Genomic DNA, 14,378 nt, shown 5'->3' with positions numbered 1-14,378 from the left:
TTGGCCGAACCGACAGCCTGCTCAGACGTCTAGGTCTCGGGTTGGCGTTCCGCGCTCCCGGAAGGACAAGGGATCGCGCCACCATCGGGCAGCACCGATCGCCGATCACTCCCAAGGATTGATCAACCCCAGTCCCAATCCGTCGAAGTCGCCGACGTTACGTGTAGCAAGCTGAAGTCCATAGGCCGATGCGATGCCGGCGATCTGAAGGTCCGCGAGCTTCTTTGGAACTTGGTGCAGTGCATGTCCTTGCGCACGCGCCTGCGCCAACAGCAGTGCGGCCGATTGGGCGGCAGCAGCGTCGAACGCGTATACGCGCGTTCCGAAGCGGCGGATCGCCCTGCCGATAGCGTTCTGAAGCTTGTCTTTTCGCCGTCCGTCACTCAGCCACGCCAGCCCGGCGCCAAGCTCGAAGATCGTAATGCTTGAAATAGCAGTGTTCGAAAAATTTGCGTCGAGCCAGCCGATGACTTGTGGTGCCGGCGCCAGTTTCAGCACCTCCGAGATGACGTTGGTGTCCAGGAGGATCATTCGAACGAAACTGGCCGAACAGGCGCTGACCGAATCAGCTCAAGCGCCTCGTCAAGGTCGACACCTGGTCTCGAAATCGCAAAGAGCCACTTGCCAAACGGCTCTGCGTCATCAGGGGATTCCGCTTCCTCGCGGGCCAGCTTTTCGAGCGTCTCGCGCAGGTCAGCTTCCAGGCTCTTGCCGCGCCGTTCGGCGCGAAGCCGCAGCAGCTCCTTCGTCGCCTCGTCCACTTTGCGGATCAGGATATCGGCCATTCGAACCTCAGACGTAGATGATATCACGATATCATCTCATCATCAATGCCGAGACAGAGACCCTCGCCTCTTCCGGCGTCATCCACTGGAACTCCGGCAGCTGGTGCCGGAACCAGGTGAATTGGCGCTTGGCATAATGACGGGTGTCGGCCTTGCCGATCGCCGCGGCCTCCTCCAGCGTCAGCTCTCCCTTCAGGTAACGGATCAGCGCCGGCACGCCATGCGCCTTCATCGCCGGCAACAGCGGATCGAGGCCACGCGCAGCCAAAGCCTCGACCTCCGCGATCGCGCCCGCCTTCAGCATGATGTCGAACCGTGCATCGATCCGCGCATAGAGCGCGTCGCGCTCGGGCGCCAGGAACAACGCTTGATACTCACCTTCCCGCAAGAGCGGCGGCTGGGCCTGATCATGCCAGTCGGCCAGCGGCCGGCCGGTGGCCTCGATCACTTCGAGCGCGCGGGCAATGCGGGTGCGATCGCGCGGTTTCAGCCGTTCGGCCGCTTCGGGATCGCGCCGCGCCAGTTCCGCGTGCAGCGCCTCGACGCCATCGCGATCGAGCCGCGCGCGCACGGCGTCACGGATCTGCTCGGGCACCGGCGGCACCTGCGACAAACCGCGCGTCAATGCCTTGAAATAGAGGCCGGTGCCGCCGACGAAGATCGGCCGCCGCCCCGCGCCGCGCGCCTCGTCCAGCACCTTTGCGGCATCCGCGACATAAAGTCCGGCCGAATAGTTCACGCTGGCATCGACATGGCCATACAGCCGATGCGGCACGCGCGCTTCTTCCTCGCGCGTCGGCCTCGCCGTCAAGACGCGGAGGTCGCGATAGACCTGCATCGAATCGGTGTTGATGACGACGCCGCCGTTTTTTTCCGCAAGCTCGAGCGCGAGCGCCGACTTGCCGCTGGCGGTCGGGCCTGCGATAAGCACGGCTTTGTTGTCAGTCTCCGAAGTCACCTCAAGAAAACCCTAGATGTCTCTCGTCGCCACCTTCATCTGCAATCCGGCCGATCCGGCACTCGATACCACGATTGTCGAGGCCTTCCTCGCCGTCCTGCCCTCGCCTGGCACCCCGCAATGGCTGTTCGACGAGGTCGCCATCGATATCCCGTTCGGCGGTGAGGGCGAGGTTCACGCGATCGAGGCTCGCCTGCGCGACCTGCGCGGCGACATGCCGATCGACATCGTCGTGCAGCCTGCCGCGTTCCGGCGCAAGAAGCTTTTTCTCGCCGACATGGATTCCACCATGATCGGCCAGGAATGCATCGACGAGCTCGCCGATTTCGCCGGGCTGAAGCCACGCGTCGCCGCCATCACCGAACGCGCGATGCGCGGCGAGATCGCCTTCGAGCCGGCGCTGCGCGAACGCGTCGCACTGCTGAAAGACTTGCCGGTCAGCGTGGTCGACGAGGTGCTGAAGAAACGGATCGTGGCGACGCCGGGCGGCCGCGAGCTCGTGATGACGATGCGCGCGCACGGTGCCTATACCTGCCTGATCTCGGGCGGCTTCACCTTGTTCACCAACGCGATCGCAGCCAAGCTCGGCTTCCAGGAGAACCGCGCCAATGAGCTGGTGATCGACGGCGGCAAGTTCGCTGGCGAAGTGCGCGAGCCCATCATTGGCCGCGCCGCCAAGCTCGCCACCCTGCTCGAACTGCGCGAGTCGTTCGATCTCGACGAGATCGACACGCTGGCGGTGGGCGACGGCGCCAACGATCTCGGCATGATCGAGGCGGCCGGCCTCGGCGTTGCCTATCACGCCAAGCCCGCAGTCTCGGCGGCGGCGAGCGCGCGCATCGACCATGGCGACCTCACCGCGCTGCTCTACGCGCAAGGCTACAAGCGCGACGAATTCGTGGATTGATCAGCCGACGTGGGATGTGAACTGGCCGCTCGCCAAGACGGAGCGTGCTCCCAAGTCACAGGAGCTGGCATTGACCACGATAGTCAAGATTCGGGCCACTGATCAGCTCATGTCCGCGGTATATGCCTTGCGACGGCAAGTGTCCGTCATTGAACAAGGTGTCCCCGAAGACCTTGAAGTCGATGAGAACGACAAGGCCGCCACTCATCTTGCGGCACTTTCTGACGGCCACGTCATTGGAACGCTGCGCATTGTGCGCCATGAACGCACGGCGCAGATCGGCAGGATGGCGGTATCGGCACATTCACGGAAAAAAGGGATTGGACGAGAGTTGATGGAGTTCGCCGCGGCCGCGGCTTCCCGCGACGGCGCCCAGGAAATCATCCTAGCCGCGCAATTCACGGCACGTGAGTTTTATAAGCAGCTTGGATACATCGAAGAAGGAGCGGTCTTCGACGAAGCAGGCATCTCCCACGTGATGATGCGCAAGAGGCTTCGGCCTTGAGCTCCACCGTAACCGGATCGCACGCGCGGATCCCGCGTGGTTAATGGAGTGAATCGAGCGACAATGATCACGGCTTGCAATCGCGTCATTGGCCGATCGAATTGAACAGGTACCAAACTGCCTTTTGCTGCACTGCAAAAAAATCGTTGTCAAAAGAGCTCTTATGAGTTAGAAGGGATGCACGTTTAGGGAGCGGCCAAGGAAGGCGGAATGCGATTGCGGATCACGCGATCGACCAATCGCCAACCATAGGACCAGCTTCCATGACCTTCGCCAAACATCTCCTCCCCGGCGCACTCGTTGCTTTCGCTGTCCTGCACGGCGCTGCCGCAGTTGCAGCCGAACTCCCCACCTACGACGTCTCGTCGTTTCCGGCCACGCCGCTCCAGCTCACCGTAGTCGGTGCCTCTGCCGCCGACGAGCAGGCCCCCGTTGCGACGCTGACCCGCGCCAACATGCCGGCCACCCCTGTCCAGCTTTCGGTGCTCACGCCGCATCACCGCAGCGCCGCGGCTGCAACCGTCACCACGGTCGGCGCCGCACGCAACTAATCAACACCTGCTTCTCGATCTGAAGTCCGTGTATCGATTTCGCCACACGCGAATCATGGACTTCAGATCGGCGGTAAGGAGTGAAATGGTCACGACCAGCGCCGGAACACGATGCTGGCGTTGACCCCACCAAAGCCGAACCCATTCGAGATCGCATGGTCCATTCTCATGGGCCGAGCTTCGCCGCCGACGATATCCACGCCTTCGGCCGCCGCGTCGGGCGTATCAAGATTACGGGTCGGAGGCGCGACCTGATCGCGCAGCGCCAGAACGGTGTAGATCGATTCCACTCCGCCGGCAGCCCCAAGCAGATGGCCGGTCGCCGATTTGGTGGCGCTCACGGCAATGCGCCCGTCACGTCCGAACACCGACTTGATCGCTTCAAGTTCGCTGCTATCGCCGGACGGCGTCGAGGTCGAATGGGCATTGAGATGCTGGACATCCGCCGGCGCGAGCCCAGCTTGCCGCAGTGCGAACTCCATCGCCCGACGCGCGCCTTCGCCATCCTCGGGCCCGGACGTGATGTGAAAAGCGTCAGCCGTCGTGCCGTAGCCAACGATCTCGGCGATCGGCTCGGCTCCGCGCGCCTGAGCGCTCGCCAAATCCTCGATCACCAGGATGCCCGCGCCTTCCCCCATGACGAAGCCATCCCGATCCTTGTCGAACGGCCGCGACGCGCGCTCTGGTGCGTCGTTGAAGTGGGTCGATAGTGCACGAGCGGCGGCGAAGCCTCCCAGGCTGACCGGGTGGATGCATGCTTCTGCGCCACCGCACACCGCGATGTCGGCTTCGCCTGATCGGATCAGGCGTGCGGCGTCTCCAATCGCCTGCACGCCCGCCGCGCACGCCGTCACCGGCGTTCCGATGGGCCCCTTGAATCCATGCCGAATGCTGACATGACCAGAGGCGAGATTGGGCAGGAACGACGGTACGGTGAACGGCGATAACCTGTGTACGCCCCGCTGCTCGGTCGTCCTGACTGCCTCGGCGATAGCCGGAAATCCACCGATGCCCGAAGCGATGATCGTCGCCGTTCGCTCGGCCGCGTGCGCGTCAGCGGGAGCCCACCCGGCCTGTGCGATCGCCTCGGCGGCAGCGGCCAACGCGAAAAGTATGAACCGATCCATCCTGCGCTGGTCCTTGGGCGGGATCGCACGGTCGGCGTCGAAGCCGCCTTCGGCATCCTCAACCTTGCTGGGTACGATCCCGGCGACCTTAGCCGGCAGCGCCGCGGCCCAGGCAGGCAACGAGCGAAGCCCTGATCGGCCGGCGAGGAGGCGCGACCACGCGAGTTCGACACCGCATCCCAAAGGGGACACCACACCCAAGCCGGTGACGACGATCCGACGCATGCTGTTTCCCTACTATGTTGGCGAAGACGACGTTGGCGATGACGACGCGTCCGCGCGCAGCGCCCTGATCGAGGCAAGACGACTGCGCATGCCTGTGCTTGCGCGTGGACCGGGGAGCAGCACGGCATTCGCCGGCGTGATCGGCGTCTTGCTGTGGGCGTCCGCCACGATCGGATCGAGCGTGCGTCCGGTTTTGCGATCGGCCAGCACGACCGATTTGCCTTCGGGGGCCAGGTGCTTGTTTCCCCACGCGAACATCGCCACCACGACTGGGAAGAAGTCTCTGCCCTTGGCGGTAAGGACGTACTCGTACCGGGGCGGATGTTCGTTGTAGAGCCGTCGCTCGAACAAGCCGGCGTCGGTCAGATGCGCAAGGCGCCGTGACAGGATGTTGGAGGCGATGCCCAGACTGGTCTGAAACTCGTCGAAGCGCGTGAATCCCTGGAAGGCGTCGCGCAAAATCAGAATGCTCCACCACTCGCCCACGCACTCGGCTGCGCGTGCGGCCGGACATTCCGCAAGTTTGAACTCCTTCGGCTGCATGCACGAACCTTAGCCGAGTAACTTTCATTTTGCAAGTTAGTTACGAGAATGGATCTAATATGCGCTATTGCGCAAATGCGCATTAGCGCATATTCTTGATGAATGTTGAACACCGTTTCAATTCTGGCTGCCCTTGCCGAACCGACCCGCCTCGCCGCGCTGCGCATCCTGTGGGATGGCGGCGAGCACTGTGTCTGCGAGCTCATGACCAGGCTCGGCGCGAGTCAGTCGCGCATGAGCCGGCATATGTCCGCCCTGAAAGCCGTCGGTCTCGTGATCGATCGGCGCGACGCACAGTGGGTTCGATACCACCTCAGCCCCGAATTGACGCCGGACGAGCGCGCGATCCTCGCCGCGGTCATGGCGACCGTCCCGGAGCCGGCAAGGAGGGCAGCATGAGGATTGAGCTTTCGGCTGAGCCGGTGCGCACGGCTTCATCGCTGATGTGGGCCGCGGGGACGGTGGCGGCGATCGGCCTCTGGTTCGCGATCTACTGGCAATTGGAAGACTTCTCGGCGCGGGTCGTTTCGTCGCTGCCGATCACGCCCGGCAGTCATCTGGACGAAGCGGCGCGCTTCTTCGTGTTCGACGCGCCAAAAGTCCTGATGCTGCTGACGCTGGTCGTTTTCGGCATGGGTGTCGTGCGCAGCTTCTTTTCACCGGAGCGCACGCGCGCGCTGCTTGCCGGCGAGCGCCAGGGCCTCGGCAATGTTGCTGCCGCAATCCTCGGCGTTTTCACCCCGTTCTGCTCCTGCTCGGCCGTCCCGCTGTTCGTCGGCTTCGTGTCGGCTGGCGTGCCGCTCGGCGTCACCTTCTCGTTCCTGATTTCCGCACCCATGGTGAATGAGGTCGCGCTCGGCCTGTTGTTCGCGCTCGTCGGCTGGAAGGTGGCCGCGATCTATCTTGGTTTTGGTCTGGCCGTCGCGATCGTTGCAGGATGGATCATCGGACACCTCCACCTCGAAGGCTGGCTCGAGGATTGGGTCCGCAACGTGCGTGCCGGCGAAACGGATCTGCCGCCGGATGCTCAAACGGTCGTCGACCGAATTCAGGCCGGCCTCGAGGCGGTGCGCGACATCGTCGGACGTGTCTGGCTCTGGATCGTTGTCGGCATCGCCGCCGGCGCGTTCATTCACGGCTATGTCCCGAACGATCTGCTCGCCTCGATCATGGGCAAGGGGCGGTGGTGGTCCGTGCCGGCAGTCGTGCTGATCGGCGTGCCCATGTACTCGAATGCCGCGGGGATCATTCCGGTGGTGGAAGCGCTGCTTGGAAAGGGCGCGGCGCTCGGGACCGTGCTCGCGTTCATGATGAGCGTGATCGCGCTTTCGTTCCCCGAAATGCTCATCCTGCGCAAAGTGCTGAAGCTGCGGCTGATCGCCGTCTTTGTCGGCGTCGTCGCCACCGGCATCGTCGCAGTCGGCTATCTCTTCAACGCCCTGTTCTCCTGAAAGGACAAACCCATGAAGAACGTGAAAATTCTGGGCTCCGGTTGCAAGCGCTGCGTCCAGACCGCCGAAATGGCTTCGGCCGAAGCAAAGAGGCTCGGCATCGACATCGAGCTCGAAAAGGTGACGGACTTCGCCGAGATTGCGAAGTTCGGGATCGCCTCAACCCCGGGTGTCGTGATCGACGGCAAGGTTGTTCATGCCGGCGGCCTGCCGAAGCCCCAAGACATGGCGAAATGGCTGGGGGCGTAATGGCAGCGCGTTCTTCATGCAACCTTGCTTCGATTAGTTGTTCCTGTTCTAACGTTCGCAAAAAGGCCCGCCGGTGATCCGAACGTCCAAATGGGACATGGACCTCCTCGACCACGCCGCCGGGGATCGTTCGAAAGAGTATGGCCTATCGCTGACCGATACCGGAGGAAGCCGGGTTGCCTGACACGACGCCACAGTTGGACGAAGCCTCTTTCCGACCGATCGATCAGGCGAAGCTCCTGGAGCCCCAGCGATCCTCGCATCCTCCGCGTATCCTGCTGCTGTATGGATCGCTTCGGCAGCGCTCGTTCAGTCGGCTCCTGACCGAAGAAGCCGCGCGGATCCTGGCTCGCTACGGCGCGGCGACACGGACCTTCAACCCACGCGGACTGCCATTGGTGGATGACGCCGAGCCCGATCATCCGAAGGTTCGGGAGTTGCTGGATCTCGTGACCTGGTGCGAAGGCATGGTCTGGTGCTCGCCCGAGCGGCACGGCGCAATGACTGGCGTGATGAAAACCCAGATCGACTGGATCCCTCTGTCGCTCGGAGCCGTGCGACCGACGCAAGGGAAGACACTCGCCGTCATGCAGGTCAGCGGCGGTTCGCAGTCGTTCAACGCGGTCAATCAGCTGCGCGTGCTCGGTCGCTGGATGCGCCTGATCACCATCCCGAACCAGTCGTCGGTCCCCAAAGCCTTCATGGAATTCGACGGTGCCGATCGCATGAAGCCGTCGGCCTATTACGACCGCCTCGTCGACGTGATGGAAGAGCTGACCAAGTTCACGCTTCTGACACGCGACCGGGCCGACTATCTGGTCGATCGCTATTCCGAGCGCAAGGAAAGTGCGGAAGAACTGTCAAGGCGGGTCAATCAAACCTCCATTTGATCCGCGTGGCGATTTGAGTCGCGCGGCCGAAAACGGGTCGCGCCTAAAAGCCAATTTCAGCAGGGATTTCAATCTGATTTGCCCTGTCCAGTCCGGCGGCGACAAAATAAATTTCTTTCGCTTTTCCAGAAATTGAGCTCTACTCCATCCATCCCGCCTCGAGCAGAGGGACGTTGCGCGCGATCGTCACGACACGTGAGGCGGGGATGCGGTGGACGTGACCGCCTTGGCGCGTGATCTTCACGCGGACGAACGAGGCGGATGCGGACGTGAAGTCGCGTGGTCCCGGCGCCCCGACGCTGGCGCTAAGTTCGCAGGTGATGATCCTGCTGACGACGGTGGCTAACAAGCCCGGCACACCGAGGAGATCGCGATATATGCGTTAAAACCGCCGCGCGGGGAATGCCGGTTGATCGGCTGCACCTGTGGTGACTGCCGCCTGCTTTTTTTCTGCAGGCGGGCCATGGGTGAGGCCTTCACCCGGCATTCCCCGCGCCCTCTCGATTTTCGAAAGGGCATGTCGTTCGCAGAACTCGGGCGTGATCCGCCGCGGGAATGCGATGTCGTGTCCGACGCTGTTTGAGATGTGAATCTGGTCAGAGATGGTGGGTGCGGTGCTCACCTGAAATACGCTGGTCGTCCCCGCGAACGCGGGGACCCATAACCACAGGATTTCGATGTTCGCGAGATGGCAGCCAGCCTGCCAATTTCGTCGGTCACGGCGTATGGGTCCCCGCGTTCGCGGGGACGACACCGTCTTCTATAGGAATGCTGGCGGCCCCCATAGAGAGCTCGCGGCTTTCCATGGAAGCTGGCCGCGCAGCGCGACGAGGCGTTGCTACTGCAAACTCACCGCGACGAAGCGGAGCTCGCCGTCGGCGTTGGCGACGAGCAGCAGCACCGATTTCTTGCCGTCCTTCTTCAGCTGATCGACACGCTTCTTGATGTCGGCGCCGGATGTCACCGCCTCCTGCGCCACCTCGACGATGACGTCACCGGCGGAGAGCCGCTTGTCGGCGGCGTCCGAGCTGGCGTCGACGCCGGTGATGACGACGCCCTTGACGCTGTCCTTGATCTTGTAGCGCGTGCGCAGGTCCTTCGAGAGCGCGGCGAGATCGAGGCCGAGCGCCTTTTGCGTCACCGGCTTATCGACCGGCTCATCCTTCTTGATCGCGGCCGGCTGCGCCTTGTCGGGATCCTCGAGTCGGCCCAGCGTGACCTTGCGGGTCTCCTCCTGGCCCTTGCGGATGATGACGACGTCGACCTCCTTGCCGACCGCGGTGTCGGCGACGATGCGCGACAAGTCCTTCGGCTCCTTGATGTCGTGACCGTCGAACTTGACGACGACGTCGCCGGGCTCGATGCCGGCCGGCTTGGCCGGGCCCTTGTCGTCGACGCCAGCGACGAGCGCGCCGCGTGCGGGCTTGATGTTGAGGCTCTCGGCGATCTCGTCCGTGACGCCCTGGATGCGCACGCCGAGCCAGCCACGGCGCAGCTCGCCGAACTGGCGAAGCTGATCGACCACGCCCGCCACCGTCTTCGACGGCACGGCGAAGCCGATGCCGATCGAGCCGCCGGACGGCGAGATGATCAAGGTGTTGACGCCGATCACCTCGCCATCGAGGTTGAACAGCGGACCGCCGGAATTGCCGCGGTTGATGGCCGCGTCGGTCTGGATGTAGCTGTCATAGGGACCGGAGGAGATGTCGCGGTTCTTGGCCGAGACGATGCCCGCCGTCACCGTGCCACCGAGGCTGAAGGGGTTGCCGATCGCGACCACCCAGTCGCCGAGCCTGAGCTTGTCGGAATCGCCGAACTTGACCACGGTCAGCGGCCGCGGCGGCTTGAACTTCAGCACCGCGAGGTCGGTCTTCTTGTCGATGCCGACGATATCGGCCTTGATCTTGGTGCCGTCGTTCATGATGACGTTGATCTCGTCGGCGTCGGCGATGACGTGATTGTTGGTCACCACGATACCGGACTCGTCGATGATGAAGCCGGAGCCGAGCGAATTGGTCCGCCGCGGCGTCAGGTCACCGCCGCCCTTGCCGCCGGGACCGCGCCGGTTCTTGAAGAAGTCATCGAAGAACTCCTCGAAGGGCGAGCCGGGCGGCAATTGCGGAACTGCGCCCTTGCCCTCGCTCCCACCCTTGACCTCGACGGTCTGCGAGGTCGAGATGTTGACGACGGCGTCGATCACCTTTTCGGCGACATCGGCGATGCCCTCGGGCCCCCGCGCCTGCGCCGGTGCCGACACCAGCGCGCCGGCCACCGCAACACAGGCGGCGGTCAGGATCGGGCGCAGGCGCTGGCTGAAAGCAAGGGTGGGTATCATAGGGGCGGATCTCCAAAAGGGCGAAATACGAAAGACTACAGTGCGCCCGAAGCGGGCGACGGCGCAAGCGCCGCGGGCGAGCGCGGCGGATTCCTCATTGAAGACAACCTAATACGGCAAAACGGGGCCTGTCGCGCGTCACAATGGCGTGGATGCGCCAACGTTCCTAATCCGGGAGCGCTTCAGATGCCGATCAGATCGGCCGCCGGACCACCCAGATCAGGATCAGCCCGGCCAGCGCCGAGCCGATTCCGACCATACGCAGGATATTGTCCGGCGTGGTCATCGCGCTCTTCATGGCCTTGCGCATCCACTCCGGGCTGGCTGCGAACATCAGGCCTTCGAGCACGAACAGGATTCCCAATCCGATGAGGAAATCGGAAAACGCAAAGGACCTCATCGGATTGGAACCTCCCTTTAACCTTGTTAGCCCCGTGTCGGTCTTCTCTGGGCTTTCCGTGAGCTTTGGGGGCGAAGCAACGACGCCTCGCCCCCGTCAACTCTGATGGACCCGCCCCGCGATCACGGCTTGCCGGGTTGTGTGGCCGTGTTTGCCGGCGCAGCAGTCCCGGTAGCCGGCTTGCCGGCGGGGTTGGCGAAGTAGCGGAAGAAGTCCGAATCCGGCCGCAGCAGGAAGCGGGTCTCGCCCGGCTTGAGCCCGTTCTCATAGGCCGTCATCGAGCGATAGAAGGCGAAGAAATCCGGGTCGTTGCCGTAGGCTTCGGCGAACAGCCGGTTGCGCTCGGCATCGCCGGTGCCGCGAATCTGCTCGGCCTGGGAATTGGCCTCCGCCACGATCACGGTCGCCTCACGGTCGGCCTTCGACCTGATCTCCTGCGCCTTCTGGCCGCCGAGCGCGCGGAACTCGGCCGCTTCACGTTGACGCTCGCTGTTCATGCGGTCATAGACCGCCTGGCTGTTGGCGTCGGGCAGGTCGGCACGGCGGATACGGACGTCGACCACTTCGATGCCGTAGGCGTCGGCCTCGTGGTCGAGCTGGTCGCGAATCTTGCGCATCAGCGCTTCGCGCTCGTCGCGTACGACCTGGATGAAGGTCACTTCGCCGAGCACGCGGCGCAGGGCCGCGTTGAGCAGCGTTCCGAGCTGCAGATTGCCGGTCTGGATCGAGCCGACGGTCTGGTAGAACTGCAGCGGGTTCTTGATCCGGTAGCGCGCGAAGGCGTCGACCACAAGCCGCTTCTGATCCGAAGCGATCACCTCCTGAGAAGGGTTCTCCAGGTCGAGGATACGCTTGTCGATCGAGATGACCGTGTCAACGAACGGCGCCTTGAAGTGCAGGCCGGGCTCGGTCGCGACGTCGACCGGCTTGCCGAACCGCACCACCAGCGCCTGCTCGGTCTGTTGCACGGTGAAGACCGAGCTGTAGCCGATGATCGCAAGCACGAGCACCGCCACCAGCGTGACGATTCCTGCAACGGGAGACCTCATCGGACGCCTCCGCTCTGCGAAGTGCTCGATCCGGTGGTCGCGCCGAGCGCGCCGGTTACGCCTTGCCGACGCGGCGCAAGATCGCCGAGCGGCAGCAGCGGCACGGGGCCCTGGCCGCTGTCGAGCACGAGCTTGTCGGCCCCGCCGAGCACGCGCTCCATGGTTTCGAGATAGATGCGTTCGCGGGTCACGTCGGGCGCCTTCTTGTATTCCTCATAGACCTTGAGAAAACGCGCGCTCTGGCCCTTGGCTTCGGCAATCGCCTGCTGCTGGTAGCCCTCGGCGTTCTGCACGATCTGCGCGCCGCGACCACGAGCGTCGGGGACGACCTTGTTGGCGTAGGTCTGGGCCTCGTTCTGCGCCTTTTCGAGATCGGCGCGCGCCGCCTGTACGTCGCGGAACGCCGCGATCACCTGCGCCGGCGGATCGACCTTCTGCATCTGCACCTGCGTCACCTGGATGCCCGAGCCGTAATTGTCGAGCGTCTTCTGCATCAGTTCCTGCACGTTCTGCTCGATCTGGGTGCGGGCACCGGTCAGGATCGGCTGGATGTTGGAGCGACCGACCACCTCGCGCATCGCGCTTTCGGCCACCGCCTTCACGGTGCCTTCGGGGTTCTGGATGTTGAACAGGAAATCCGCCGCGCCCTTCGGCTTGATGCGCCACAGCACGGTGAAATCGACGTCGACGATGTTCTCGTCGCCGGTCAGCATCAGGCTTTCTTCCGGCACGTCGCGACCGCCGCGATTGCGTCGTCCCGCATCGTCGCCAAGGGTCACCCCGATCGCGATCGTGTTCACGCGCAGCGCCTTCGGCAGATAGACGGTTTCGATCGGGTACGGCAGGTGATAACGGAGCCCGGGCTGCTCATCGCGGACATATTTGCCGAAGCGCAGCACGACGCCGAGCTCCTCCGACTGCACGCGATAGAAGCCCGACAACAGCCAGATCGCGATCGCGCCGAACACGATCAGCGCGACGCCGACGCTGCCGAACTGTCCGCCCGGCAGCATCTGCTGCAGGCGGTCCTGGCCACGCCGCAGGAGATCCTCCAGGTCGGGGGGCCTTGGACCGCCCGGTTGCGGTCCGGAGCCCCAGGGCCCCTTCGGACCCTGACCCCAAGGGCCTCCGCCCTGATTCTTCCACGGCATCGATGATCTCCTTCGAGAGGCGGATGGCGCCTGAGGCAGCCAGCCTCGCAACGTCGGCGGGCTTTATAAGGGACGGCCAAGCCCCTTACAATGTAGCGCTCCAGCTAAGCCCGAACCGGCTTTTGTCAATGTAAACAGAGGCACAGCGTTGCTTTGCCGCGGCCTGACGGTCGGTCGCGCGCCCTCAAGCGGCGCAAGTTCATCCTTAACGGATTATCTTGACAGCCACTCGCGATGCGGCGCGCGCGCAATCAGCTTACCGCTTGCGGCGGTAAGTCACATAGGAAAATGCGGCTTGATCGTCCGGGCCCGAGGGGTGGGTTTCGCGCGCGACTTCCTTCCATTGCGAACGCTCGATCGAGGGAAAAACAGTGTCGCCGGTCGGGCTCATATGCACTTCGGTGATCTCAAGCCGGTCTGCGTGCGGCATCGTTTGCACATAGATCTCGGCGCCCCCAATGACCGCGATCTCCGCGGCTGAACGCCGCAGCGCATCGCCGCGGGCGATGCTCAGCGCCTCCGCGACCGAATGGGTGACGACGGCGCCCGGGGCGCGAAAATCTGGATCACGGGTGACGACGATGTTGGTCCGCCCCGGCAGCGGCCGGCGCGGAAACGAGGTAAACGTCTTGCGGCCCATCACGATCGGCCGCCCCATCGTCATCCCCTTGAAGCGGAGCATGTCGCTCTTCTGCCGCCACGGGATCGCGCCGGCCGCGCCGATGACACCGTTGTCGGCCATGGCGACGATGAGCACGATCTCGATCATGGCGCGCGCTCGGCGAGCTTGCTTAGTGCGGGTCCCGTCACCTTGCAGAGCGTCCAGTCGTCCATCAGCTCGGCCCCGAGCGATTTGTAGAACGTGATCGACGGCGCGTTCCAATCGAGCACCGACCATTGCAGCCGCGCCCAGCCGCGCGCGACGCATTCCAGCGCGAGATAGCCGAGCAGCGCCTGGCCGATGCGGTTGCGGCGGAATGCCGGCCGCACATAGAGGTCCTCGAGATAGATGCCGTGGCGGCCTGCGAAGGTGGAGAAATTCATGAACCACACCGCAAAACCCGCGACCTCGCCGTTCCATTCGGCGATCTCGCAGAACAGACGCGGGCTCTCGCCAAACAGCGCCTCGGCGATGTCAGACTCTGTCGCCTCGACCTCGTGCGACAGCTTCTCGTAGTCAGCCAATTCCTTGACGAGAGCGAACACCGTTGCAGCGTCGCCCGGCCTGGCGCGGCGGATCAGAAGCGTCATG

General features: G+C 63.8%; 19 protein-coding genes. 7 read left to right on the top strand and 12 right to left on the bottom strand.

Annotated features, from left to right (window positions below; genetic code table 11):
* Positions 1 to 105 precede the first annotated feature (105 nt).
* Genes QX034_RS19650 through miaA form a run of 3 tightly spaced genes read right to left on the bottom strand, consistent with a single transcriptional unit; the run spans position 106 to position 1,743 of the window.
* The gene (locus tag QX034_RS19650) at positions 106 to 531 is read right to left on the bottom strand and encodes a PIN domain-containing protein (protein WP_315700867.1); all 426 of its coding nucleotides are present in this window, start codon (positions 529 to 531) and stop codon (positions 106 to 108) included.
* A complete protein-coding gene (locus QX034_RS19645) occupies positions 528 to 785 on the bottom strand; it encodes a FitA-like ribbon-helix-helix domain-containing protein (protein WP_315700868.1) in 258 nt (85 codons plus the stop codon). Before QX034_RS19645 ends, QX034_RS19650 begins: the two co-directional genes overlap by 4 nt.
* A gap of 31 nt (positions 786 to 816) precedes the next feature.
* Positions 817 to 1,743, bottom strand: coding sequence for a tRNA (adenosine(37)-N6)-dimethylallyltransferase MiaA (miaA, locus tag QX034_RS19640; protein ID WP_315700869.1), 927 nt, complete (start codon positions 1,741 to 1,743; stop codon positions 817 to 819).
* Positions 1,744 to 1,759: 16 nt separating this feature from the next.
* Between miaA and serB the strand changes: the two genes are divergently transcribed.
* The 3 genes from serB to QX034_RS19625 all read left to right on the top strand — a co-directional run bounded on the left by serB (position 1,760) and on the right by QX034_RS19625 (position 3,706).
* Positions 1,760 to 2,650 (top strand): phosphoserine phosphatase SerB, encoded by an 891-nt coding sequence (gene serB / locus QX034_RS19635; RefSeq protein WP_315700870.1) that lies wholly within the window; start codon positions 1,760 to 1,762, stop codon positions 2,648 to 2,650.
* A gap of 70 nt (positions 2,651 to 2,720) precedes the next feature.
* Positions 2,721 to 3,155, top strand: a complete 435-nt coding sequence (locus QX034_RS19630; protein ID WP_315743721.1) for a GNAT family N-acetyltransferase — start codon at positions 2,721 to 2,723, stop codon at positions 3,153 to 3,155.
* 263 nt (positions 3,156 to 3,418) lie between these two features.
* Positions 3,419 to 3,706, top strand: coding sequence for a hypothetical protein (locus QX034_RS19625; protein WP_315700872.1), 288 nt, complete (start codon positions 3,419 to 3,421; stop codon positions 3,704 to 3,706).
* An 89-nt stretch (positions 3,707 to 3,795) separates the two neighbouring features.
* On the opposite strand, the gene fabF is transcribed toward QX034_RS19625, so the two are convergent.
* Complete coding sequence (gene fabF / locus QX034_RS19620) at positions 3,796 to 5,058, bottom strand: beta-ketoacyl-ACP synthase II (RefSeq protein WP_315743723.1); 1,263 nt, start codon at positions 5,056 to 5,058, stop codon at positions 3,796 to 3,798.
* Between the two features lie 12 nt (positions 5,059 to 5,070).
* Positions 5,071 to 5,601 (bottom strand): helix-turn-helix domain-containing protein, encoded by a 531-nt coding sequence (locus tag QX034_RS19615; protein ID WP_316195694.1) that lies wholly within the window; start codon positions 5,599 to 5,601, stop codon positions 5,071 to 5,073.
* Positions 5,602 to 5,703: 102 nt separating this feature from the next.
* Here QX034_RS19615 and QX034_RS19610 point away from each other — a divergent pair, with 102 nt between their 5' ends.
* The 4 genes from QX034_RS19610 to arsH all read left to right on the top strand — a co-directional run bounded on the left by QX034_RS19610 (position 5,704) and on the right by arsH (position 8,191).
* Positions 5,704 to 6,000, top strand: a complete 297-nt coding sequence (locus tag QX034_RS19610) for a metalloregulator ArsR/SmtB family transcription factor (protein ID WP_315700875.1) — start codon at positions 5,704 to 5,706, stop codon at positions 5,998 to 6,000.
* Positions 5,997 to 7,052, top strand: a complete 1,056-nt coding sequence (locus QX034_RS19605) for a permease (RefSeq protein WP_316195692.1) — start codon at positions 5,997 to 5,999, stop codon at positions 7,050 to 7,052. The genes QX034_RS19610 and QX034_RS19605 overlap by 4 nt, the downstream gene beginning before the upstream one ends.
* Before the next feature lie 12 nt (positions 7,053 to 7,064).
* Positions 7,065 to 7,301 carry a thioredoxin family protein gene (locus tag QX034_RS19600; protein WP_315767298.1) on the top strand — a complete coding sequence of 79 codons (237 nt, stop codon included), beginning with the start codon at positions 7,065 to 7,067 and terminating at the stop codon, positions 7,299 to 7,301.
* Positions 7,302 to 7,477: 176 nt separating this feature from the next.
* The gene (gene arsH, locus QX034_RS19595) at positions 7,478 to 8,191 is read left to right on the top strand and encodes an arsenical resistance protein ArsH (protein WP_409977616.1); all 714 of its coding nucleotides are present in this window, start codon (positions 7,478 to 7,480) and stop codon (positions 8,189 to 8,191) included.
* Between the two features lie 139 nt (positions 8,192 to 8,330).
* Here arsH and QX034_RS19590 read toward each other — a convergent pair whose 3' ends face one another.
* The 7 genes from QX034_RS19590 to QX034_RS19560 form a co-directional block, all read right to left on the bottom strand.
* Positions 8,331 to 8,540 carry a hypothetical protein gene (locus QX034_RS19590; RefSeq protein ID WP_315743728.1) on the bottom strand — a complete coding sequence of 70 codons (210 nt, stop codon included), beginning with the start codon at positions 8,538 to 8,540 and terminating at the stop codon, positions 8,331 to 8,333.
* Between the two features lie 489 nt (positions 8,541 to 9,029).
* Positions 9,030 to 10,526: a Do family serine endopeptidase gene (locus tag QX034_RS19585; protein WP_315700878.1), complete on the bottom strand. Its 1,497-nt coding sequence runs from the start codon at positions 10,524 to 10,526 to the stop codon at positions 9,030 to 9,032.
* A gap of 193 nt (positions 10,527 to 10,719) precedes the next feature.
* Positions 10,720 to 10,926, bottom strand: a complete 207-nt coding sequence (locus tag QX034_RS19580) for a DUF2065 domain-containing protein (RefSeq protein ID WP_315700879.1) — start codon at positions 10,924 to 10,926, stop codon at positions 10,720 to 10,722.
* Positions 10,927 to 11,048: 122 nt separating this feature from the next.
* Entirely contained in the window at positions 11,049 to 11,975 is a 927-nt protein-coding gene (gene hflC / locus QX034_RS19575; RefSeq protein ID WP_315700880.1) for a protease modulator HflC, read from the bottom strand.
* On the bottom strand, positions 11,972 to 13,126 hold the full coding sequence (gene hflK, locus QX034_RS19570) for an FtsH protease activity modulator HflK (protein ID WP_315700881.1): 1,155 nt from the start codon (positions 13,124 to 13,126) through the stop codon (positions 11,972 to 11,974). The genes hflC and hflK overlap by 4 nt, the downstream gene beginning before the upstream one ends.
* Before the next feature lie 256 nt (positions 13,127 to 13,382).
* The gene (locus QX034_RS19565; RefSeq protein WP_315700882.1) at positions 13,383 to 13,895 is read right to left on the bottom strand and encodes a dihydrofolate reductase; all 513 of its coding nucleotides are present in this window, start codon (positions 13,893 to 13,895) and stop codon (positions 13,383 to 13,385) included.
* Positions 13,892 to 14,377 carry a GNAT family N-acetyltransferase gene (locus QX034_RS19560; RefSeq protein WP_315700883.1) on the bottom strand — a complete coding sequence of 162 codons (486 nt, stop codon included), beginning with the start codon at positions 14,375 to 14,377 and terminating at the stop codon, positions 13,892 to 13,894. The genes QX034_RS19565 and QX034_RS19560 overlap by 4 nt, the downstream gene beginning before the upstream one ends.
* Position 14,378 lies beyond the last annotated feature (1 nt).

It is taken from the genome of Bradyrhizobium sp. SZCCHNR3119, from assembly GCF_032487775.1.
Classification (GTDB): Bacteria; Pseudomonadota; Alphaproteobacteria; order Rhizobiales; family Xanthobacteraceae; genus Bradyrhizobium.
This window is presented reverse-complemented; position numbering and strand designations above follow the sequence as displayed.

What these genes read in the sequence shown, in the direction of transcription:
- QX034_RS19650 (WP_315700867.1), bottom strand. Translation starts at nt 531, where the DNA reads ATGATCCTCCTGGACACCAACGTCATCTCGGAGGTGCTGAAACTGGCG.
- QX034_RS19585 (WP_315700878.1), bottom strand. Translation starts at nt 10,526, where the DNA reads ATGATACCCACCCTTGCTTTCAGCCAGCGCCTGCGCCCGATCCTGACC.
- fabF (WP_315743723.1), bottom strand. Translation starts at nt 5,058, where the DNA reads ATGCGTCGGATCGTCGTCACCGGCTTGGGTGTGGTGTCCCCTTTGGGA.
- QX034_RS19560 (WP_315700883.1), bottom strand. Translation starts at nt 14,377, where the DNA reads ATGACGCTTCTGATCCGCCGCGCCAGGCCGGGCGACGCTGCAACGGTG.
- QX034_RS19645 (WP_315700868.1), bottom strand. Translation starts at nt 785, where the DNA reads ATGGCCGATATCCTGATCCGCAAAGTGGACGAGGCGACGAAGGAGCTG.
- serB (WP_315700870.1), top strand. Translation starts at nt 1,760, where the DNA reads ATGTCTCTCGTCGCCACCTTCATCTGCAATCCGGCCGATCCGGCACTC.
- QX034_RS19610 (WP_315700875.1), top strand. Translation starts at nt 5,704, where the DNA reads ATGTTGAACACCGTTTCAATTCTGGCTGCCCTTGCCGAACCGACCCGC.
- QX034_RS19600 (WP_315767298.1), top strand. Translation starts at nt 7,065, where the DNA reads ATGAAGAACGTGAAAATTCTGGGCTCCGGTTGCAAGCGCTGCGTCCAG.
- QX034_RS19615 (WP_316195694.1), bottom strand. Translation starts at nt 5,601, where the DNA reads ATGCAGCCGAAGGAGTTCAAACTTGCGGAATGTCCGGCCGCACGCGCA.
- QX034_RS19605 (WP_316195692.1), top strand. Translation starts at nt 5,997, where the DNA reads ATGAGGATTGAGCTTTCGGCTGAGCCGGTGCGCACGGCTTCATCGCTG.
- hflC (WP_315700880.1), bottom strand. Translation starts at nt 11,975, where the DNA reads ATGAGGTCTCCCGTTGCAGGAATCGTCACGCTGGTGGCGGTGCTCGTG.
- hflK (WP_315700881.1), bottom strand. Translation starts at nt 13,126, where the DNA reads ATGCCGTGGAAGAATCAGGGCGGAGGCCCTTGGGGTCAGGGTCCGAAG.
- QX034_RS19580 (WP_315700879.1), bottom strand. Translation starts at nt 10,926, where the DNA reads ATGAGGTCCTTTGCGTTTTCCGATTTCCTCATCGGATTGGGAATCCTG.
- QX034_RS19625 (WP_315700872.1), top strand. Translation starts at nt 3,419, where the DNA reads ATGACCTTCGCCAAACATCTCCTCCCCGGCGCACTCGTTGCTTTCGCT.
- QX034_RS19565 (WP_315700882.1), bottom strand. Translation starts at nt 13,895, where the DNA reads ATGATCGAGATCGTGCTCATCGTCGCCATGGCCGACAACGGTGTCATC.